27 protein-coding genes and 1 pseudogene are annotated in these 21,552 nt (G+C 35.2%); 11 read left to right on the top strand and 17 right to left on the bottom strand.

Translation table 11 applies throughout. The features are described from left to right. The first annotated feature begins 80 nt into the window (after positions 1-80). From DN394_RS02495 to DN394_RS02465, 8 genes and pseudogenes are all read left to right on the top strand, one after another. Positions 81-554 carry a protein phosphatase 2C gene (locus tag DN394_RS02495; protein ID WP_149293586.1) on the top strand — a complete coding sequence of 158 codons (474 nt, stop codon included), beginning with the start codon at positions 81-83 and terminating at the stop codon, positions 552-554. Positions 555-965: 411 nt separating this feature from the next. Continuing rightward, positions 966-1,241 (top strand): TIGR04197 family type VII secretion effector, encoded by a 276-nt coding sequence (locus tag DN394_RS02490; protein ID WP_149293569.1) that lies wholly within the window; start codon positions 966-968, stop codon positions 1,239-1,241. Between the two features lie 41 nt (positions 1,242-1,282). Beyond that, complete coding sequence (locus tag DN394_RS02485; RefSeq protein ID WP_149293568.1) at positions 1,283-1,645, top strand: DUF3958 family protein; 363 nt, start codon at positions 1,283-1,285, stop codon at positions 1,643-1,645. Continuing rightward, positions 1,642-2,949 carry a pre-toxin TG domain-containing protein gene (locus DN394_RS02480; RefSeq protein ID WP_252197144.1) on the top strand — a complete coding sequence of 436 codons (1,308 nt, stop codon included), beginning with the start codon at positions 1,642-1,644 and terminating at the stop codon, positions 2,947-2,949. Before DN394_RS02485 ends, DN394_RS02480 begins: the two co-directional genes overlap by 4 nt. 17 nt (positions 2,950-2,966) lie before the next feature. Beyond that, positions 2,967-3,350, top strand: coding sequence for a hypothetical protein (locus tag DN394_RS02475; protein ID WP_088107264.1), 384 nt, complete (start codon positions 2,967-2,969; stop codon positions 3,348-3,350). A gap of 108 nt (positions 3,351-3,458) precedes the next feature. Continuing rightward, positions 3,459-3,929 (top strand): tyrosine-type recombinase/integrase, encoded by a 471-nt coding sequence (locus tag DN394_RS29260; RefSeq protein WP_255451610.1) that lies wholly within the window; start codon positions 3,459-3,461, stop codon positions 3,927-3,929. Between the two features lie 3 nt (positions 3,930-3,932). Continuing rightward, a pseudogene (locus tag DN394_RS29255) lies at positions 3,933-4,532 on the top strand (site-specific integrase); the annotation flags it as partial. A 79-nt stretch (positions 4,533-4,611) separates the two neighbouring features. Then, positions 4,612-4,926: a thioredoxin family protein gene (locus DN394_RS02465; protein WP_149293567.1), complete on the top strand. Its 315-nt coding sequence runs from the start codon at positions 4,612-4,614 to the stop codon at positions 4,924-4,926. A 36-nt stretch (positions 4,927-4,962) separates the two neighbouring features. On the opposite strand, the gene DN394_RS02460 is transcribed toward DN394_RS02465, so the two are convergent. Beyond that, complete coding sequence (locus DN394_RS02460; protein ID WP_149293566.1) at positions 4,963-5,373, bottom strand: YhfM domain-containing protein; 411 nt, start codon at positions 5,371-5,373, stop codon at positions 4,963-4,965. 213 nt (positions 5,374-5,586) lie between these two features. On the opposite strand from DN394_RS02460, the gene DN394_RS02455 reads away from it, so the two are divergent. Further along, positions 5,587-6,468, top strand: a complete 882-nt coding sequence (locus DN394_RS02455) for a cation diffusion facilitator family transporter (RefSeq protein ID WP_046959341.1) — start codon at positions 5,587-5,589, stop codon at positions 6,466-6,468. Here the strand turns inward: DN394_RS02455 and DN394_RS02450 are convergent. The 5 genes from DN394_RS02450 to DN394_RS02430 all read right to left on the bottom strand — a co-directional run bounded on the left by DN394_RS02450 (position 6,458) and on the right by DN394_RS02430 (position 9,201). Further along, complete coding sequence (locus DN394_RS02450; protein WP_141475243.1) at positions 6,458-7,093, bottom strand: phosphatase PAP2 family protein; 636 nt, start codon at positions 7,091-7,093, stop codon at positions 6,458-6,460. The two genes, DN394_RS02455 and DN394_RS02450, sit on opposite strands and share 11 nt — an antisense overlap. 77 nt (positions 7,094-7,170) lie before the next feature. Beyond that, positions 7,171-7,926, bottom strand: coding sequence for a sporulation protein (locus DN394_RS02445; RefSeq protein WP_098110157.1), 756 nt, complete (start codon positions 7,924-7,926; stop codon positions 7,171-7,173). Then, positions 7,908-8,729, bottom strand: a complete 822-nt coding sequence (locus DN394_RS02440; protein WP_149293565.1) for a serine/threonine protein kinase — start codon at positions 8,727-8,729, stop codon at positions 7,908-7,910. Before DN394_RS02440 ends, DN394_RS02445 begins: the two co-directional genes overlap by 19 nt. After that, the gene (locus tag DN394_RS02435; protein ID WP_000473374.1) at positions 8,729-8,911 is read right to left on the bottom strand and encodes a hypothetical protein; all 183 of its coding nucleotides are present in this window, start codon (positions 8,909-8,911) and stop codon (positions 8,729-8,731) included. Before DN394_RS02435 ends, DN394_RS02440 begins: the two co-directional genes overlap by 1 nt. Before the next feature lie 110 nt (positions 8,912-9,021). Beyond that, positions 9,022-9,201 carry a YozD family protein gene (locus DN394_RS02430; RefSeq protein ID WP_000658451.1) on the bottom strand — a complete coding sequence of 60 codons (180 nt, stop codon included), beginning with the start codon at positions 9,199-9,201 and terminating at the stop codon, positions 9,022-9,024. Positions 9,202-9,351: 150 nt separating this feature from the next. Between DN394_RS02430 and DN394_RS02425 the strand changes: the two genes are divergently transcribed. Beyond that, on the top strand, positions 9,352-9,519 hold the full coding sequence (locus DN394_RS02425) for a DUF3930 family protein (protein WP_000456535.1): 168 nt from the start codon (positions 9,352-9,354) through the stop codon (positions 9,517-9,519). A 4-nt stretch (positions 9,520-9,523) separates the two neighbouring features. Here DN394_RS02425 and DN394_RS02420 read toward each other — a convergent pair whose 3' ends face one another. From DN394_RS02420 to DN394_RS02375, 10 genes are all read right to left on the bottom strand, one after another. Beyond that, positions 9,524-10,186 (bottom strand): hypothetical protein, encoded by a 663-nt coding sequence (locus tag DN394_RS02420; RefSeq protein ID WP_000101496.1) that lies wholly within the window; start codon positions 10,184-10,186, stop codon positions 9,524-9,526. A gap of 189 nt (positions 10,187-10,375) precedes the next feature. After that, entirely contained in the window at positions 10,376-10,591 is a 216-nt protein-coding gene (locus tag DN394_RS02415) for a YozE family protein (RefSeq protein WP_000750728.1), read from the bottom strand. 72 nt (positions 10,592-10,663) lie between these two features. Beyond that, on the bottom strand, positions 10,664-10,936 hold the full coding sequence (locus tag DN394_RS02410; RefSeq protein WP_000995761.1) for a YokU family protein: 273 nt from the start codon (positions 10,934-10,936) through the stop codon (positions 10,664-10,666). Beyond that, complete coding sequence (gene kamA, locus DN394_RS02405) at positions 10,933-12,354, bottom strand: lysine 2,3-aminomutase (RefSeq protein WP_000902133.1); 1,422 nt, start codon at positions 12,352-12,354, stop codon at positions 10,933-10,935. Before kamA ends, DN394_RS02410 begins: the two co-directional genes overlap by 4 nt. 210 nt (positions 12,355-12,564) lie before the next feature. After that, positions 12,565-13,950, bottom strand: a complete 1,386-nt coding sequence (gene rocR / locus DN394_RS02400) for an arginine utilization transcriptional regulator RocR (protein WP_079998392.1) — start codon at positions 13,948-13,950, stop codon at positions 12,565-12,567. Between the two features lie 99 nt (positions 13,951-14,049). After that, positions 14,050-14,895 carry a putative beta-lysine N-acetyltransferase gene (ablB, locus tag DN394_RS02395; RefSeq protein ID WP_149293564.1) on the bottom strand — a complete coding sequence of 282 codons (846 nt, stop codon included), beginning with the start codon at positions 14,893-14,895 and terminating at the stop codon, positions 14,050-14,052. Further along, positions 14,892-16,160: a peptidase gene (locus DN394_RS02390; RefSeq protein WP_046955707.1), complete on the bottom strand. Its 1,269-nt coding sequence runs from the start codon at positions 16,158-16,160 to the stop codon at positions 14,892-14,894. The genes ablB and DN394_RS02390 overlap by 4 nt, the downstream gene beginning before the upstream one ends. Before the next feature lie 15 nt (positions 16,161-16,175). Continuing rightward, positions 16,176-16,838 (bottom strand): CoA transferase subunit B, encoded by a 663-nt coding sequence (locus tag DN394_RS02385; RefSeq protein WP_000525267.1) that lies wholly within the window; start codon positions 16,836-16,838, stop codon positions 16,176-16,178. Next, on the bottom strand, positions 16,823-17,521 hold the full coding sequence (atoD, locus tag DN394_RS02380) for an acetate CoA-transferase subunit alpha (protein WP_000208097.1): 699 nt from the start codon (positions 17,519-17,521) through the stop codon (positions 16,823-16,825). Before atoD ends, DN394_RS02385 begins: the two co-directional genes overlap by 16 nt. Then, the gene (locus tag DN394_RS02375; protein WP_001205889.1) at positions 17,518-18,828 is read right to left on the bottom strand and encodes an aspartate aminotransferase family protein; all 1,311 of its coding nucleotides are present in this window, start codon (positions 18,826-18,828) and stop codon (positions 17,518-17,520) included. Before DN394_RS02375 ends, atoD begins: the two co-directional genes overlap by 4 nt. Positions 18,829-19,831: 1,003 nt before the next feature. On the opposite strand from DN394_RS02375, the gene DN394_RS02370 reads away from it, so the two are divergent. After that, complete coding sequence (locus DN394_RS02370) at positions 19,832-20,581, top strand: DUF4397 domain-containing protein (RefSeq protein WP_000083267.1); 750 nt, start codon at positions 19,832-19,834, stop codon at positions 20,579-20,581. A 33-nt stretch (positions 20,582-20,614) separates the two neighbouring features. Here DN394_RS02370 and DN394_RS02365 read toward each other — a convergent pair. Then, positions 20,615-21,552, bottom strand: a 938-nt coding sequence (locus DN394_RS02365; protein ID WP_149293563.1) for a BA2291 family sporulation histidine kinase, incomplete at its 5' end; no start/stop codon positions are given.

Here is a 21,552-nt window from a genome sequence, read left to right as displayed (position 1 = left end):
ATCACTATATCCATTTACTATTAAAATATAATATTGTAATACACTAAAAGTAACACACACATAGGGAAGGAATGGAAAAGATGTTAAAAAAACTTAAAAAGGTTATGTTTGTTGCAATTGCTGCTATTACGTTATCTACAGGATTCGCAACAATCGCCCCGAAAGAAGCTTCAGCACATTGGGCTGATCAGGAAATTGATTGGGCTTTCAGAAAAGGAATTATGCGAAATGATTACCGAGATAGTCCTGCACTTCGACAAGATGTTTGGATAATGGTTTCTCGTTTCAATGGACGTTGGGTTAAAAATTACGACGAAGCACGTCAGTATATGATGAGTAGAGGGTATTCTGACGGAACTCGTGGGGGTAGCTATATGACTACGCTCTTTGCAGTACGTTTTAACACCAAAGTATGGAACCCTACTACTGGATTCAGTAAGGCGATTGCATGGGGAGAAGATTTTGGTATATATACCAATACTCGCGGAAACGATGCAGTAACAAGAGCTGAAGCTGCTACTATGTTGTACCGTTTCAACAAAAAATTCAGATAAAAAAGAGTGCTCACATTATGAGCACTTTTTTTATTGCACAAATGCGTAAGGTTTATTTGCTGTTACATAGTATGGCTTACCTTTACTGTTGTCTACTTTATATTTTGATGAACCATCAACAATTATCTTTGCATCAATTATAAATACTATACCAATCTCTTTATCTTTCATTTGATTCCTAGCAAAGCGTATTCTCCCTTTACGAACTCTTTCCCACTGACTAAAGACTGTAAAACACAAAAATTTTATAAAAAGCAAATCTTTTAAGGAAAATATATACAATTATTGTTATAATTAAGTTCGCAATATTTTCCCGGGAGTATTCCTATAAAGAACAGTAGACAATGGACATACACACTAGACGCTCCCCTTCTTAAATAATTTCATAGAAATATAGAAAGGGTTTATACGATGGGACAATTTCAAAGTAATTTTCAATCGGCACAACAAATCGCTACGCAGATGAGAGCTGCGTCCGATACCATCCAAAGTGCAACAAATCGCTCTATAAAAAAGGCGACCCGTACTACGCTTTCTGTTAATTCAAAAGCACAAGAAATGAACCACCAATTTTTAGATTTGACGAAACAATTTTCCACCGGCTTTCAACAAGCGGTCGATAACATTCATTCGGTAGCTAAAGAGTTTGAGAGAATGGATCACAAACTTCACAACACTTTTCGCTAATGTGACCACCTTCGTAAAAGTAAAACGGTAGGAGGAAAAAGATGAGTCAAGATATTGAAAAACAAATCAATCAATTGAATCAAAAATTACAAAGTGTATTCAAAGAACAGAATCGGAATCAATCTGCAATTCAAACTCAAGAACACGCGGAAGCAGATTTTCACGAATGGAGAAATCGAAGTAATCGTTTATTTAACCGAATTCTAGAAGCTTGGCACGGCGATAGAGAATTATCTCATTTTTTTATGAATATGCGTCAAGAAGCACAACATATCGAACGAAAACTTACATTCGAATTGGAAAACCAAAAAGAAACATTGCTTAAAGAAAGACGAGACCTTAGTGATTTAGAAGACGACCTATCCTACCAGCAACAACAATTAGCAAGGGAGGTCAATGTATGAGTTTAAATATGTATTTGGGAGAAGTACAAAGCCAAACTCAAAGCATGAATGCTGTATGTACGGCTACCATTCAAGGTATGGAACAAACCATTCAGTCGATTGACGCTTTTGCAATTGATACTGTTCTACAAGGGCAAACGTATAGCAGTGCAAAATCATTTTTTGTACAAACCTTTCGTCCTTTAGCGCAAGGAATCATTTACTTATGTGAAGAATTAATCCGTCAAAATAATGCCTTTCCAAACGATTTTCAATCAAAAGTTGCTTCAACAGATGTCATTGAACAAGAAATAAGAGAACAAATTCAAGAAATTAATCAATCGATTGCAAGTATAGAAATGATGAATGCCGTTACACCAATGCCTGGAATAGATGCACTTGTGGCTGTTTTAGTTGAGATGAGAAAAAAACTTGAAGAAAAACTAGAGCATTTACATGAATTTGAATATACATCCAGTAATAACTATAGTACGGCTCTTCAACTAGCAGCGAGTATTGCGGCAGGTTTAGCGGAAGTCCAAAGTGGAAAAGGTTTTAGTCCTGCAAGTGGTACATTTAGCACAAAAGGATTGAATATGGAGTGGACGGCTTCCATTCAGACGATTGAAGAAGATAGGAAGCGTCAGGCTGACAATCTTTTAAATGGTAGTCCAATTGAAGAAGGAGCGATTGATGGTAGACCTTCATCGGAATCAGAAGAAAAAGGTTTTGATGGTAAAAAACTAGCAAGAGATATAGCTGGTGAAATAAGTGGTGAATACGATGTTCGTCGTGCTTGGGATGGTATTGATCCATCTACTGGCGAAAAACTTTCCACTTGGGAAAGGATTTCCGCTGGAGGAATGGCTGTAACTGGTCTTACACCAGTCGGAAAAGTTGCTAAAATTGGAAAAGGTGTTAAAATGACTGCAAAAGCGGCCGAGGCTGCTAATACAGTTAAAAAAGCTGAAAAAGTTGAAAACACAGTCAAAAAAGCTGAGAATTTTGCTGATAAAGAAAAATTAATTGGGCATTTTGATAAACATGGCGGAGAATTTAAAGGTGCTTATGAAAATGCTGAACAATATTTGCAAGGTGCTAGAGATGTAATTGAAAATGGGATAAAAGTTAAGTATGATTACAAAGGTGAAGTACGAACGGGTTACGTTAAATATATGGGTAATACTGGTAAGGGGAAAGCTAAGTTTGAGTTAGTAGGCACAAATAACGAGGGATATATTACAACATATCATACGCAAAGCGGTAAAACGTTTTGGAGAACTTTAAACGGAAAAAATGAACAAATTATAAACCCCGCTGATTAATAATAGGAGGAAAAAATATGAAGTACATGGCATATGTAGAAAAAATCGATGAGCTAATCGAAGAGGAAGTTACAATAAATATTAATGGTATAGTATTCACAGGGTTCTCCACTGTTTGTCCATATAAAATTGAAGAAGGAAAAAATTATCCTGTTATTCTCGACATTACAATTTTTGATGATATTGAAATAAATGAAGGAATAGATGGAGTGAAAAATTTAAAGAGAATTGATAATTCTTTCAAGTATCGTATTAGTGGAATATTAAATCCTGAGTTTATTGACGCAGGGATTATTATTACAGACGAAGATGAATTATTCCCGGAACACAGTGAATACTTTAACAAGTATGTTGAAATTGAAGTTGATAGAATCAATATTGAATTTTTAAAAGAAGACTAGTCACTTCTAATAGTTTCTAAACTAAGATTGGTAAGTCATTTTTCTCAGATAACCTCAAACATAAAATTCAGTATAAATAAAGAGGTCTTTATATATGGCAGTTTCGTTATGGATATCGGACCTCATCCAGAGACTGGAAGAAGAAGACAGAGATGGTTTTCTGGGTATAAAACAAAAAAAGAGGCTCAAGCCGACATGGCTAAAAAAATCGTAGAAATAGAAGAAGGCTCATATATTGAGCCAACAAAAATGAGAGTACGTGAATTTTCCCTTCAATATCTTGAAGCTAGGAAGATAAATTTACGAGAAACCACGTACTACAACTATCGAAAACATATTAACAATCATATTATACCAAAACTCGGAAACATTCCAATGCAAAAATTAAAAGGTGTGGATCTTGAAAAGTTTTATGGCGATTTATCTGAAACTATGAAGCCTGTTACGGTTCGTAGCATTCATCAAATCGTACGAACTGCATTAGCTTACGCTGTACGCCATGAAATTGTAAAAAAGAATGTTGCTGATGTAATTAGCCCTCCTACTGCTGGTGCCGATGCAAGAACGGTAAATACATAGACTGAAGAAGAAGTTCTTCTTTTTTTAGAGAATGCAACAGAAAGTCGTTATTATATCGCTTACCTTCTTGCAATTACATGTGGAATGCGTAAAGGTGAAATCTTAGGGCTCCAATGGAAGGATATTGATTTCGAGAGAAGAACTTTATCGGTTAACCGTTCCCTCTCTCATATCACCAAAGAATTTCATGAACCTAAAACATCTTCAGGAAAAAGATTAATTGTTCTGCCTGAAATTACTTTACTGGCTCTTCAAGAACATCTTCAGAAGATAAATGAAGAAAAAGAACGATATGGCGATGGATATAATAATTTTGATTTAGTTTGCCCAACCTACAATGGTAACCCCTGCAATTTCAGAAGTTTGACACAGCTCTGGAAAAAGCTTATAAAGAAATGTGGGGTTCCTGATATTCGGTTCCACGATTTAAGACATATCCATGCAACATTAATGTTGAGACAAGGTATTCATCCAAAGATCGTAAGTGAACGATTAGGACATAAAAAAGTAGGCGTCACATTAGACACCTACTCACATGTCGTACCAGGCCTACAAGAAAAAGCAGTCGAAGATTTTGCAAACAATCTATTTCAAAAGCACTAATGTTTGCAAAATGTTGGCAATTACGGATTTCGCATAAAAATACTAGCTTATCCGTGTGACATTGAGAGGAGCCAAAAACATGAGAGAAATCAAATCAGAACAGGAATTCAAAGACATCATCGCAAGCGAGGAGCCAGTAGTTGTTAAGTTCTTTACTACATGGTGCCCAGATTGCGTTCGTATGGACAACTTTATCGGAGATGTAATAGAAGAGTTCAATAAGTTTGAATGGTATTCTATTAATAAAGATGAGTTCCCAAGTATCGCTGAAGAGTATCAAGTAATGGGTATTCCAAGTTTACTTGTATATCAAAATGGTGAGAAGCTAGGCCACTTACATAGTGCTAACGCAAAAACTGAAGAGCAAGTTACTGAGTTTTTAGAAGCATACTAAGATTAAAACCCTCTAGAAATTATTTTTCAGAGGGTTTTAATCTTTTTTCACAATTATCTTTCGTAGTTGTTTCGTCATTTCTTCAGAAGTATAATATACAGTGTCTTCATGACCAATGTACATAATTACACTCCTTTCCCCTTCATCTCCGAGGTATAAATGGATACCCTTCGTATCACTATTTTCATATGTAATTAGTATATCGTATTGTGGTGTTTCGCCTCTTTTCTTTTGTTTTTTCATGCCATTAAACATATTATTAATTCCATTGATTATTTGTTTGTCTTCCATGTTTAGAAAATAATTTTCATTTAATCCACCGTATCCATTAAAAGTAGATATGGATACTTTAGAAATATTATGTTCCTGCACATTTTCGTTATTTGATGAATTACACCCAATCATTATAAGAACAATACATAGTAAGAAAAATATTAGTTTTTTCATCCTCTTACCCTCCCACCCTTTAATTGCAAATAAATCCCAATCAATTCCACACCCTAACTTTGCACTTTACAACATATTTTTCCTTCACGAAACTTTGTTATCCCCTTCTTAAAAACCTAAAAAACGTCAACAATGTTTGTATAGACCCACACGAGTTTCGTTTGGTACTCTATTTATAGAAAGAAATTCCTTGTAGAAAGGTGAGTGATTAAAATGGATACTCTTTCTCATAAAGAAGCTGATAAAGGTGCTATTGTCAGCATTATGGCCTACATATTTTTATCCTCTATGAAAATTATCATCAGTTATATTACCCTCTCTAGCGCATTACGTGCTGACGGTTTAAATAACTTAACGGATATCGGTGCTTCTTTAGCGATATTAATTGGTCTAAAAATCTCTCGTAAACCTCGTGACCCAGATCATCCTTATGGGCATTCACGCGCAGAACAAATTGCATCACTTGTTGCTTCTTTTATTATGGCAACGGTCGGATTAGAAGTTATTATTAGCGCTATTCAATCTTTTTTAAATCCGAAACAAGCAGCGCCTAATGTACTTGCTGCATGGGTAGCCTTATTTTCTGCTGTCGTTATGTACTTTGTGTATTTGTATACGAAAAAGATTGCAGCGCGCACAAAAAGCAAATCATTAGAAGCCGCTGCAAAGGATAATTTATCAGATGCACTCGTAAGCATTGGTACAGTAGTAGGTATTGTCGGTTCGCAATTCCAAATGCCTATTTTAGATCCTATTGCCGCTTTAATTGTCGGCCTTATTATTTGTAAAACTGCATGGGAGATTTTCGTAGAAGCTTCTCATATGTTAACGGATGGAATCGATCCAGATAAAATGGAAGAGTACGCTGGTGCTATTGAACATATTGGTGGCGTGGAAAACATCGTAGACATTCGCGCGCGTATGTATGGGAATCAAACGTACGTTGATATTACAATCGAGGTAGATGCTCGTATGGATGTTGGTGAAAGTCATTGTATTACTGACAACATCGAGGCTATGCTTCGGAAAAAGTTTGGCATTTACCATGCACATATTCATGTTGAACCAATGGAAAAAGAACCTATTATGACATAGGTTCTTTTTTAATGAACGTTTTATGAAACATAACACATAAAACGAGCCAGCTACCGCCAGCTGCCCATCCTGCTAATATGTCAGATGGATAGTGAACGCCAAGATATATTCGGCTAACTGAAATAGATAATACAACAAAGCTCGCTATAAAAATAATCAACAATTTTTTATGCAATGTAATTCGTTCTTCAGTAATTGTGACGTATGCAATAAATCCTAAAAAAGCAGTAGCATTCATCGTATGACCGCTCGGAAAACTATATCCAGTTGCCGTAACAAGCTGCGTTACATCAGGTCTTGCTCGTTCGTACCATAGTTTAAGCATACTGTTTAAATAACGAGATCCATAATAATTAATTGTTAGAAGTAATGCACTAAGCAATTTTTTTCTAACGAGAAAATACATTACAAGAATAATGAGCAACGGAAAATATATTCTTTTGGAACCGATAAAAGACACCCACGTAAAATAGGCTGTCAAATAATCGTTTCGAAAACTTTGAATAAAATGCGCGACTATATTGTCAAATTTCTCAATACAAGCGGTATGATACGAAAGTGATAATACGACAAAACAAATGAGTAGCGTAAAACTTAACAAGTATAAATGTCGATATCGTTTCACATACATAACCTCACTATGCAAAAAAATGGAGCGGTTGTTTTAGTTTTCCTCTCCATTTCTTTTTTATGCATAGTTTATTAAAAAATATAATTGTTAATTTTTTCTTTCATTGCTGGAATATCTTCATTCGTTACTGTAAAGCGAATCACTTTCTCGTCAAGATCAAGCGCTTCTGCAAATAAACCTGCTAATCCGCGAGATTTTCTGTCTACTTCCATAATAATCTCTAGGCGATCGTAAGCGCTTGGTAAGATTAATAATTCTAGTTCGTCTAATTTCCCATAATACTCTCCGGAAACAGGAACAAACTCAAATTCTTGTGCAAACGGAACTTGCTTACGTAATCGATACGGTAATTCTTCACATTCTATATGACGCGCTTTAAAACCTAATTGATTTACACTCTCTAACACACTATTTAATAATGCATTTGGCAACACTTGAATGTAATCACGATCACTTGGATCTATACTGCGCTTAATATCAAGGCCTGTATGCACCCAAACTGTTTTCATTCCAAGTGTAAGCGGTGTTTCAACTGGCATTATAAATGTAAATGGAATTTCCTTTTTTTCATTCGGCTCAACAGAAAAAGGTTCTGTTAAACGAACTCGCTCTAGATCATATGTTGCTGTTACTTTTTTATCATCCACTTCTCGTACATACGATGTTGATAATGTTAAGTAAATGCTTTCAATTTGTTGGCTAACTGAACCTCCAGTTATATGAACCTTCCCTAGTATCTCTTCTCCAACAATATACTCATCTTTTTCAAGAACTGTATCTACTTTTGCATTACCAATACCAACGCTTGCTAAAAACTTTTGAAACATGGACCCTCCATCCTTTCTAAAGCAAAAGCTACATCTTTTTTTAAATCTTGTACATTTTCATAGTACGGCGTTTTTATTTGTAACATTCGCATAAGCATTTCACGGTTATAATTTTCTAAAGTTAATTCGTCATACCATGGTTTTTCATGTTTTTCATTAGATTCATAGCCTGCATATAATAAAAATAATGAGAAATGACCAAGCGCATAAAAATCGCTACGAAACTGAACTTCTCGCATCAAAGCTTGTTCACCTTCATAAGTTGTAGCTCGTTCATCACCCTCACCCTTCAATTTAGCCAAACCAAAATCAATAATACTAATTCGATTTTCTTTCATTAATATATTCGGAATACGTAAATCTCGGTGAATAATACCTTCACTATGAAACATCGATACAATTTCTAATATTTCATATAAAATTTTAAAAACTTCATGTTCTGTATAAATATATCCATCTAGGAAAATATAATCTTCGAAATTTTTACCAGGCATATATTCCATCACAAAAAAGCTTTTTTTATCCCATATGAAATGATCATATAAACTAGGAATTGCATGATGATCTAATTTTTGTAAAATCATTTTCTCTTGTTCAAACGACCTTCTACCAGACTCATACCTTTGTTTACTTTGTCTTAATTGTTTTAAGACTTTATATCTATTTATTTGTAAATCATTAACGACATATGTAACCCCATAACTGCCCATTCCAATTACTGATTCAATTTTATAACGTTCTGCAACGATTGTATTTTTTCGCAGTGGTCTATCAAATAAAGCTAGTATACGACGCCATTTCATCAGCTACTTGAAAAGAAACTACGGCTTTTACGCTTTCTTTTATAATGCTGATGCCCATAACCAGATGAACGTCGTTTATAATCGCTACTTGAATAAGAGCGACCTCTATGGCGGTAATCACTACTAGAATACGAACGATATTTTTTCCTACCTAATAAAGAATCAATAATTTTTTTGAACATCCCTTCACCTCTTGAGTAAAATTTTCTTTTAATTATACCAACTATTACCGACTATATTTGTGACAAGTTTGTAAAGAGTAAAAAACGACGAGTTAACCCCGCCGTTACTTTCACTCATCCTCTTCATCAAACACTTCATCAATCATACATTTCTCTAATAAGTACTCGAATGTAATATCTGCGAGATCTTCAATTTCTTCTCGTTTTGGGACGTATCCTCTTTCAATTAGTTGCTCATAAAAAAACTCCGCAATCTCTTCCGTATCAATTACGACTTCAATTTCCTTCATGAGCATCACTCCTTTATTTCTGTTTTATGAAAAAATCTCAAAAATATGTATATGAGATTAGAAAAATAGTTTTTCTTTTTTTATAGGTCATATCCTTTGGACGAGATGCATACGATGGTAGTACAAGCTATCAAAAAGGGGGATTTAATTATGGAATACCAATATGAGGTAGAACAAGAAGTAGGGCAAACAAAAGAAGAGTTCATGCATGAAGATCAATGGGCAGACTCTCTTATTAAATGGCTTTTTATTTTTTTAATAATTGTAGGCATACCTTATACTGCATATGTTGTTGTTCAATTCATTCTCTCTTTCTAGTTAACTATTTTTTCTCTGTCAATTTAACTAAATAATTATGAACAACATCCATAACAATTTTGTATTCTTCATCTTTAAATGTATCGAATAACAATTGATAATCGTTATAAATATCAAGTAATCCATCAATGATCTCTTGACGATTTGTCTTAACACTCACTTTTTTTGAGTTGTTAATTGACTTTAATTTTCCTAAATCTAATTTATTCATACCAGCTTTATCTTGTTTCATTTTCTTCAAAATTGCATTTGCCGTTTGAGCATTAGCAAGTAACGTTAAATCTGATTCATCCGCTTCTAACCATTCACCATCCGTAATTCGTGACAATTCGTATATAGTATCTTCCCATGCGTCATTTTTATATCTCCATACTTCTGTACGAAAACCAACAATTCGAAACACATCTTTATCGTATCCTGTTACTTGCACGAGATCACCAAATGTGAAATTATAATTTAATTCGATCCACTCAGTTTCACCTTTTTTCATATCTTGCTCTGAAACGTGCTGCAACGTTTGCTCTACGTAAAACCCATCATGATTATTGACTTCGTAAACGTAAACTCCATCTAAAACCTTCATATTTGTGATTTTACCAACGGTTCCATATAGCGTAATCACGACTATGTCCCCTACGTTATATTTAGGTTGCTTTTTTCTCGCCATCTATATCTCTCCTTTTTTTGACGTCGTGATTTTGATAACAGTATATGCAACCTACATAAAAACGCTTATCACAGAAGCGTATATTCATAAATTTTTTCAATAAAAAATATCACCGTATAAAAAAATTATTTACAACGTAAAAAAAGCTAGCAAATAGACTAGCTTCACGTCAAAAATTTCATATAGTTCTTATCTCTCTTGTATGTATAAATCCCAAGCTTCATCAAATATAGACATACTTTCTAGCAATCCACTTAACTCTAAGTATGAACTAATTTCATCATAATCTTCAGATTGCTTTGGAAAGCTTAAATCATCATACATTGCTTCTGCTAAATTCGATACTTCATTACTAAATAAAGCTGCACGATGCTTCATCATATAGTGGTAAAATGTCTTTTTCAAAAATATTCCCTACCTTTCTAACTTGGATACATTATACAAGGCAAAAAAGAAAAAAACCAGCATAAATGCTGGTTAAAAGTCGAAATAATTTCTCTTTAATAGACGTGGTCTTCCCATTAATTCTTCATATGTTAGTTGTTTTGGTAAATCTTTCGTATAAATTAGAAACAATTGATCTTCTATTTCTTTCACTGTTTGATCTGCTTGATAGTCCATACCACATGAGGAACAAGAAATGCATGGTGTCTCTTGGATTTCAATGGCTTTCGTACCATCTGGTAATTCCCAATATACAGTATTCAAGCTTTCTTTCGCTTCTGTACTGTCACACCACATACAATTCATACTGCATCATCCTCATTTTTTTTGTCGTTTTCTTCTAATTTAGCCATTTGCGATTGATACTTTTTATCTTTAAGTTGATCACGCTTATCACGTTTATCTTTTAGTGATGCATGAGTGTCATTATCTTCATAGTCTTTACGACGGCTCATACGCTGTAAGTCGTCTGGAACAAGGTTAAATTTCTTATCACTCATAAGACCTGCGATACCAACATCTGAACGTTTTTCTTCGTAGTTTGGATAGATTTCTTTAAAGTACCCTTCTGCTCTTCCTGGGATATAGCTCTCTGGCTCTGGATACGTTGTAATAACACCTTCAAAGTTACGAAGCACAACTTTATCTGCACTTTGCGAAATTAAATAGTTTGGTTGAAGCGCAATTTTCCCGCCGCCTCCTGGTGCATCTACAACGAATGTTGGAACCGCATAACCAGATGTATGACCGCGTAAACCTTCAATAATTTCAAGACCTTTAGATACTGGTGCACGGAAATGACCAATACCTTCAGATAAGTCACATTGATAAATGTAGTATGGACGTACACGGATTTTTACTAAGTCATGCATAAGTTTTTTCATAATTGGAACGCTGTCGTTAATACCAGCTAAAATTACTGCTTGGTTTCCGACTGGAACACCAGCATTCGCTAGCATTTCACATGCTTTTTTCGATTCCTCTGTAATTTCAATAGAAGTATTGAAATGTGTATTTAACCATACTGGATGGTATTTTTTAATAATGTTACATAAGTTTTCTGTAATACGCTGCGGGAATACTACCGGCGCTCTCGTTCCGATACGAATAATCTCGACATGCGGAATCTCTCGTAAATTTTTTAATACATATTCTAAAATTTTATCGTTAATAAGAAGACCGTCTCCACCAGAAATTAATACATCTCGTACTTGTGGTGTATCACGAATGTAACCGATCGCATCATCTAATTGTTTCTTCGGCACACCCATTCCAATTTGTCCACTAAAACGACGGCGTGTACAGTAACGACAATACATAGAACATTGATTCGTTACTAAGAACAATACACGGTCTGGATAACGATGTGTTAGCCCTGGAACTGGTGAATCTTCATCTTCATGAAGCGGATCTTCTAAATCATATTTTGTTTTATATAACTCTTCCGAGATCGGTACAGATTGCATCCGAATCGGACAGCGTGGGTCATCAGGATTCATTAGCCAAGCATAGTACGGTGTAATATTTAACGGGATCGTTTTTGTTGAAATTTTAACGCCTTCTTCTTCTTCAGGTATTAAATTAATCACTTTCTTTAAGTCATCCAAAGTTTTGATCGTATTCGTTAATTGCCAAACCCAGTCATTCCATTGCTCTTCAGTAACATCCTTCCACAACTCGATATCCTTCCAGTGACGATTTGGTTTGTATACATCATGTAACATTGCTATTCCCCCTTTTTATACGCTCATCCTTTATATAAGCAATAGTTATGCCAACTTTACATTATTGATAAGTAAATGTACGGAGAACGCTATTACATAAACAAAAAAATATTTGTAAGCACTGTATGAAATCCATACATACTATCATATTCATTACTTTTTATATATGTAAACACGCTTTTATTGGTGCAAACACACAAAAACCGCCAATTATTCGGCGGTTTTGTCGTACTTACTCAATTTATATTGAAGCGTTTGGCGAGGGATACCTAACATTTTTGCAGCTTGTAATATATTCCCTTCCGTTTCAATTAACGCTTGATCTATTAATTCCTTTTCCGTTTGATGAAGTGCTTCTCTAAGTGGCAATATGTTCTTCTTCTTTGGCAGATTCTCTTTCCGAAATGTACGCGGTAAACAATTGGCTGTTAGTGTATCCCCTTCTGCAATAATGACAGCATGTTCAATCGTATGTTTTAGCTCACGAACATTGCCAGGCCATTGATAAGCTTGTAGTCTTTCTTTCGCTTCCTTATCCATTTGAAGTACACCTTTTTTATAACTTTTATTATATTCGTTCAAAAAATAAGACGCTAATAATAAGACATCCTCAGTTCTTTCACGTAGCGGCGGAATATATAATGAAAAGACATTTAATCGATAATATAAATCAGTACGAATTTTATTCTCTCTTAAACATATTTCTGGTGGCTGATTCATTGCAGTAATAACGCGAACATCTACTTTTCTCGTCTTATTATCACCAATTCGACGAATAACACCATCTTCTAATACACGTAGCATTTTCGCTTGTAAATCGAGAGGCATTGAATTCAGTTCGTCTAAAAACAATGTCCCACCATCTACAAGTTCAAATAATCCCGCTCGTTCAATTGCCCCAGTATAGCTACCTTTCGTCGTTCCGAACAATAAACTTTCTAATAGCGACTCTGGCAAAGCTGCGCAGTTTTGTGCAATAAATGGCTTGTTCTTCCGTTTAGAAGCTTCATGAATCGCTTGTACAAATAACTCTTTCCCTGTTCCTGTTTCCCCGTATATTAAAACATTTGCATCAGTTGGCGCTACTTTTTGTGCTAATTCTTTCGTCTGTTTAAATCGAGCATCATCCGTCACAATCGTCTCAAATGCAACATGCTTTTTAATTGCTTTTTTTCTAGATGACCGCTTTATTTTTGACTGCAAATCTACAATTGTATCCGTAAGTTTTTGAACTGTGGAATAATCCTTTGCAATTTCAACAGCCCCAGCAATATTTCCATCTATAAAAATAGGTAACGTCGTATTTACTGTACAAATGTCTTCCCCATTTAAATTTTGATAATGCTGAACTTGATGAACGATTGGTTTTTTTGTATCTAACACTTTCATTAACGTACTCGTTTCCCTAGATAAAGAAGGAAACGCTTCTAACAAATGTTTTCCTAACACTTTTTCAATTTTTGACCCATCGTGTTTTGCAGCTACAGTATTATAGAAAATTGTAATACCATTTTCATCTACTGCGTGTATAGCCTCATCAATACTGCCCAAAATCGCTTCAATGACTTCTTGTGTCGAAACTGCTAGCAATGTCATCCCCCCTTTTGCCGAAAATCCAGCAATCACATGCCGAATTTCCGGCATACCTATATGCGATTATAAGCATGACGATTCCGTTCTATTTTTTATACCGTACTATTTAGACAAATCTTTCACCCATATATTCATATCTTCCAGCTTATCGAAAATGTAGCAATTGTTCGCCAGTCTTCCTGTATACGTATAACCTAACTGATGAAAGGCCGCATTCATTCCGAAAGAAAGCGATCGAGCAATTGTATAGGAGCAGAAAATCGATTTTTCTTGCAGTTCTTCTTCTAACTTAATTAGTAAACTTTTCATAAACCCATGCTTACGATATTCGGGTAAAGTAGCACAATTCGTTAATTCTGCATTTCCTTCTTTTATATTCATTTCTGCAGATGCTGTACTAATTATTTCCCCCTCGAATTCGTACACATAGTATATTGTATCGTCTTCCTTCATCGTTTGTTTTACATAACTCGCTTCGTTTAAAGGAGTCGGATAAACTTCAAATACTTTTCCAAAGACAGCCGCTAATTCTTCCGCATCCTCTTCTGTCGCTTTTCTTAATAAAAATTTCTCTGGGACTATTTTTCCCTTTACTTCTTTCGCTTTAACACCGCTTAAAATAGTATCTTCCTCAGCCCAATGAATACTATTCCGTCTTTCATCATTAATAAATTTCACGAAGAAGTATGCATCGTGACCTTGAAAATAATGCGGTATTGTTGCTTCCAATAAAAAACCGAAAGAGAGCCATGTAGAAACATGCTCTCCCTTTCCTTTAATAATACATTTAGTGAAAGAATGCTTCTCTGCTAATTCGTCAATTGTTTGGATAATCCTCTCAATATTTCCTGTGTAGTGGTCTACTCGAATACGTTTATTAAAATAGTCTAAAACGCCTTCTACTGTATAGCCATTCGTCTGTTCTCTAAAAGATTCATAGTATTTCATTTTTTCACCTCACACCAATCTAGTAATGTACATGCAATAATTTTTGCGGCAGCGATCATTTTATCAACTTCTATATATTCGTTTGGATAATGTGCTACTTTCGTCTCTCCTGGACCAAATACTATCGTTGGTACACCTGCGATTTGTGTAAATAAACCTCCATCAGTCCCCCACGGAGATGCTTCAATAATCGGTTCATTCCCTTCGATTTCAACAAAGTTATGCTCTAGTGTCGTAATTAACTCATGATTTTCTTCTAGTTCACCAGGAACCCATCTCGCTCCAAACCATTCTACTTCTACAGGATTTTCAACAAACCAATTATCCACATTATTTAATTCAGCGATCCAATTCTCGAACTCTTCTTTTGCTGCCTCTATAGTCTCATTCGGCGCAATACCACATCTTCCTTCTAAATTTAATGAATCAGGAACAGAACTTGGCCAGCTCCCACCTTCAATTTTCCCAATATTAATTGGAATTGGAATCGGGATTCCTTTAAATAACGGGTCTGTAATTCGGTCATTTCTCTTCACTTCCAATTTTCTCAAATGATCTACAACAAACATACTTTTTTCAATTGCACTTACTCCTTCATAACGCGTTCCACCATGTGCTGCTTTGCCTTTCACATGTAGACGAAACCACATGGACCCTTGTTGTTTCGGGAAAAACTTCATATTAGTTGGTTCTGGAATAATGACACCATCTGCTTTATATCCTCGTAATATAGTCGCTAATGTTCCTGCCCCGCCGCTTTCTTCTTCAATTACACTTTGAAAATAAATATCTCCTTTTAATTCAATACCAGATTCAATAATGGCTTCCATCGCAAGCATCAGTGCGACATTGCCGCCTTTCATATCCGTTGTTCCACGACCATATATACGATTCCCTATTTGCTCACCACTATAAGGGTGATGGTCCCACTGATTCACATCTCCTTCTGGTACGACATCAATATGTCCATTTAATATCATAGATTTCCCGTCGCCACTTCCTTTTAAAGTTGCCACTATGTTCGGGCTATCTGAAAAACTTGTACGCGGTGATACAAAATAAGGATGATCTTTCATTTTAGAAAATGAAGGTTCCCAAATATCAAGATCTAAACCTAGCTCACGTAATTTTTCAATCACAATTGCCTGCGCACCACTTTCATCACCAGATACGCTTTTTTCTTGAATTAATCGTTTTAAAAATTTTACGCTTTCCTCTTCATGACTCTCGATATAATCACAAATTTTCTTTTTTAATTGCTCCATATATTACATCTCCCCTCATTCGATTACTAGTAAGTTAGAGCCAATTTTAAAATCAGCTTCTGTATGTTGTTTTATATCTTCCACTGTGTATGGACTCATTAATTCTTGTAAAACGAGTCCACCCTGCGTCACTTCCATAACTGCCATATCCGTAATAATTAAATCTACACATTTCTTTGAAGTTAATGGTAATGTACACTCCGAAACAATCTTTGCATTTCCGTATTTATCGACATGATTCATCACAACAACGACCCGCTTCGCTTTTTGTGCCAAATCCATCGCTCCCCCAATACCTGGAACGCGTTTTCCTGGTACAATCCAGTTCGCTAAATCACCATTCTCACTTACTTGTAATGAACCAAGAATCGTTATGTCTAATAAACCTTTTCGAATCATCCCAAACGCTGTGCAACTATCAAAATAACTCGCTCCTGTAATAAGAGAAGTCGGTAAACCTGCTGCGTTACATAAATTTTCGTCTTCATTCCCTTTTCTTGGCGTAGGTCCCATACCTACAATTCCATTTTCCGCATGAAACATAACGTTTATATCGTCAGGAAGATGATTCGGTACAAGCGATGGTATACCAATACCTAAATTTACAATCATACCATTTTGTATTTCTTTCGCCGCGCGCCTAGCAATCTTATCTCTCACTTCTACGCCCATACCCATTTCCAATTCACTCCTTCCGACGGTACAATATAATTTACAAATACTCCTGGGACAACAATTTCTTCTGGATCTAAACTTCCAAGTGGAACGATTTCCTCTGCTTCTACAATCGTTATATCCCCTGCCATAGCTACGTGAGGATTCATATTACGAGCACTTTTATCAAACACAAGATTACCAAACGGATCCGCTTTTTTCGCATATACAATTGCAACCTCAGCAGTTAATGCTGTTTCAACTAAATATGTCTTGCCATTCATTTCAACTGTACGTTTTCCCTCTTCTACAATCGTATCAACACCTACATCAACTAATACACCTCCAAGTCCTACACCACCAGCGCGAATACGCTCTGCTAATGTTCCTTGAGGAGAAAACTCGATTTGTAACCTTCCTTCGTTTAGCTGTCTTCCTGCATTTGGATTTGAACCAATATGTGAAGTAATTAATGATTTTACTCTTTCATTCGTAACAAGACGACCGATTCCTACATCAGGAAATCCCGTGTCATTTCCTATTAAATTTAAATTTGTAACTCCTTTTTCTAAAATCGCCTGTATTAAAGATGGAGGGGATCCAATCCCCCCAAATCCTCCAAACATTAATGTCATATCATCGTGGAACAAAGAAATTACTTCCTCTATCTCTTTTAATTTATCGAATGTATTCGTAATAGTTGTCATGCGATACTATGCCCTCCTTTTTGCATCATTTCTTCTACACTTTTTGCAAAAATTGAAAGTAATTCATCTAACTCGGAATATGTAGTTGTCATCGGCGGTGCTACAAGCAGTGCACTATCTTCTTTTCCTGCTTGCCCTGAAACAGCTTGGTATAAAAGAAGACCATTTTTAGCTGCAACCGAAATAAGTTCCGACGCTTTTGTAAACGGTTGCAATTCTACTCCAATCAGCAACCCTTTTCCGCGCACATCAGCAATGATTGTCGATTGTTGCTGAACTTTCTGTAGTCCTTTTATTAAATACTCTCCCTTTTCTGCTGTTTTTTCAGGTAGATTATGTTTCTCCATATATTCAATAACAGCTAGAGCTGTTGCTGCAGATAATGGATTTGCACTTAACGTATGCCCACTCATTACAGAACGCGATCCACGTAAAATTGGCTCCATAACACGGTCACTTACAATCGTCGCTGCCATCGGTGTATATCCAGCTCCTAAACCTTTACCAAGAGTCATAATATCCGGTTCTACACCCCAATGCTCCATCGCAAACCATGCGCCAGTACGACCAAGCCCTGTCATTACTTCATCAGCAATAAATAAAATATCGTAATGACTACAAATATCTTTAATGACTTTATAATATTCTTTCGGCGGAACGACTGCTCCTCCAGCTGCTCCGATAATCGGTTCAGCGATAAAAGCTGCGATATGTTCTGCACCAATTCTTTCAATTGATCTTTCTAGTTCAGTCGCACAAGCAAGCTGACAAGTTGGATATACCTTTTGCACCGGACATCTAAAACAATATGGAGCTGGAATAGTTGGATAATCTTCTAAAATTGACACGAAACGTTGTCTGCGCAGTGGATGCCCAGACATTGATAAGGCTCCCATCGTAATACCGTGATAACTCATCCATCGTGACAAAATTTTATGCTTCCCTTGAATACCTCGCTCTTGAAAATGCTGGATTGCAATTTTCATAGCTGTTTCATTTGCTTCCGTACCACTATTCACAAAAAAGCTCCAGTTCAAATCTCCTACACTTAAATCGCTTAATTTCTTCGCTAATTTTTCAGCTGGTTCACTCGTGAACTGTGATCTATAAACGAAAGCAATCTCCTCTGCTTGCTTTTTTATAACATCTGCAATCTCCTTTACGCCATGCCCAATACCTGCCGTAATTGCCCCTGACGAGCCATCAAAATATTTATTTCCGTTTTGATCATACAAATACACACCTTTTCCATGTGAAATCATTGGATACGGCTGACCAACAAGTGGTTTAATTAAGTAATCGCGCATAGCGCTCCCCCATTTCTCCAATTTGTATATATATATGAAGAAAATTGACGTTTCTTTCATAAAAAAGAACCCTCTGCGAAAGCAGTGATTTTATCAAAAAACTATTATAAAATATACAAATGAGTGCTAAATATTAATTTTGAAAACAGAAAATTCAGAACTTGAAACGAAGACCAACCCTTATCTATACGCTCCAATAACCCTCCTTTATATAAAATAAACGCTTCACTACATATTTTCTTAACATAATATCAGCTTCCCTCAATTGCCGACATTGTGTAAACTTCGACGAAACTCCCTTTAAACTCCTTCCTATTCTCCTACTTTATATTGCATATTTTCAAACAAATATCGACAATTAATCCTACTAAATGCATAGCAATTATTTTTATAGAAACCTATATTTCACATACATTCTCCTCCATTTTATACAATAAAAAAAGAACCGATTAACCACATTAATCAGTTCGGCACGACGCTCTTTTATCGGTTAATACTGCCACTTGCTAACGTAAATAGAAAAAATAATGTTACAAATTCAAAATTCATCCTACATCGTAAAGCACAAAACCTTCCATAACTCCATTCACAATTCCTTTTTGGATATCCCCATCCCAATATTTCATTCCTTTCCTTATATTTAAACTACCTTTCCTTTATAATTTATGTAGGACAATTATCACTTTGTATGTGTATTTGCCCATTATTAAAAAAATCCCTAGTTTCCTAAGGATTTTTGGACATGTTTTCGATATGTTACTTCATACGCTCTTAAGGTTTTTTATTTCGAAATATACATTGTAATCGGTACATCATCATCCAACATAGATGATATATTGCTGTATACTCTAGAAAATTATAAGGCTCTTTCGCCTAAAAAACACTTATCCATAAGCAATACTCTTTATTAATTTTCAACTTTTCTCCTTCAAAAAACAATTTTTTCGCATAACCTCTTTCTTGTTAAGCATATAGTTTTAATGATGACAAAGGAGGAATATTCATGTCTCAATCTGAAATCGAAAAATATGGACAAGAAGCTGCACGTTACGAACAGCTCGCTCGTTACTATCAATTTAAAAATCCGAAAAAATATGTAGAACTATATATGAAATATTACGATGCGCTTACGAAACTTGTACAGGCGTATGAAAAAAGAGATTCACAAGAAGCTGCTTTACCGTCACACATACGTTTTTTTCACTCTGCTTCAAATACACCTGCGGTTGACATTTTAGTAAACGGGCAAAAGGTTATTAAAAATATTTCATTTAAACAATTTAGTCCCTATTTAACATTAGTGCAAGGTAAATACCGTATAGATATTGTCCCTGTTGGAAATGAAACTCCCATCTTTTCAGCTTTAGTACCAATAATGGGGAATCACACTTATACTTTTTCCGCAATAAATAGTGATAATCATCTACAATTACAACCTATGCTTGATAATACACATTTACCAGCTGGTCAAGCAAAAATACGCTTTGCACATTTTTCTCCAGATACCCCTGTTGTAAATGTAGATTTAAAAGGTGGAGATCATTTATTTGAAAATGTACTCTTTAAACAAATAACAGATTTTTTGGAAGTTAGTCCTGGTACAGCAGATATTGAAGTTTCACTCGCTGATAATCCAAGCGTCTTACTAACTATACCGAATTTCAAAGTCGAACCGAACATCATATATACAATTTCACTTTTAGGCTATTCAACTAAAGATCCTAAATTAGAAGCCGTTATACTTACGAATTAAAACAGTCTACACCATTCATTTGGTGTAGACTGTTTATTTTTGAAATACAATTTGAAATTCTGTCCATTCGTTATCTGAACGGCACATGATAGACCCATTATGTTTTTCTACAATTTGTTTACATACAAATAATCCAATACCAGTTCCTAACTTTTTAGTAGTTACAAATGGTTCGAAAATCATTTCTACACTTTCAGCTGGAATCATTGGCCCATTATTTTTTATCACAATTCGAATCGATTGATCTTCTTCAAATACATCAATGATAATTTTCCGTTCTTCTTTCATTGATTCTAGAGCGTCAATTGAGTTCATTAATATATTTAAAAATACTTGTCTCACTTCACTCCGATAGCCAACAAGTGGAATTGGATACGGTAAATTCTTTTCAATCGAAACATTTGCATTGACCAAACTCGGATATAAGAACTGTATAATATCTTGAAACAAATCGTTAAGCCAAAATTGTTCTGATTCATTCCACATTTCTTTTTTCGATACGAGTAAAAATTGCGAAATACGAAAATTTAATTGGTCTAATTCATGCGAAATAATATCTAAATAAGATAAACTTGGATGGTCTGCCTTTAATAATTTAACAAATCCCATAATTGAAGTGAGTGGGTTACGGAATTCATGTACAAAACTTGCTGACATTTGCCCTAAAATCGTCAGCCTTTCTTTATGTGTTTCGTTAATATATTGCTGTTTTTCCTCTAAATTTTTTGATATAATTTCCGAGTATTTTAAAACAGTATAATAAATTAATTTATCAAAACAAGTATGTATTTGGGCCATAATCGGTTTCAATTCACGTGCGCTAACATCTAATTCACACATCGCTTCGAAAAGTTCATTTCTTCCCACATTTGCATTATAAACAAAGTCTCCAATATTCGCATCTGCCCCTGCACGTTCAATAGCAATTTTCTCGCATAATGGCTGAAGATAATCTATATCTTTTTCTTCCA

This window comes from Bacillus sp. BB081 (genome assembly GCF_008368895.1).
Taxonomy (GTDB): domain Bacteria; phylum Bacillota; class Bacilli; order Bacillales; family Bacillaceae_G; genus Bacillus_A; species Bacillus_A wiedmannii.
This window is presented reverse-complemented; position numbering and strand designations above follow the sequence as displayed.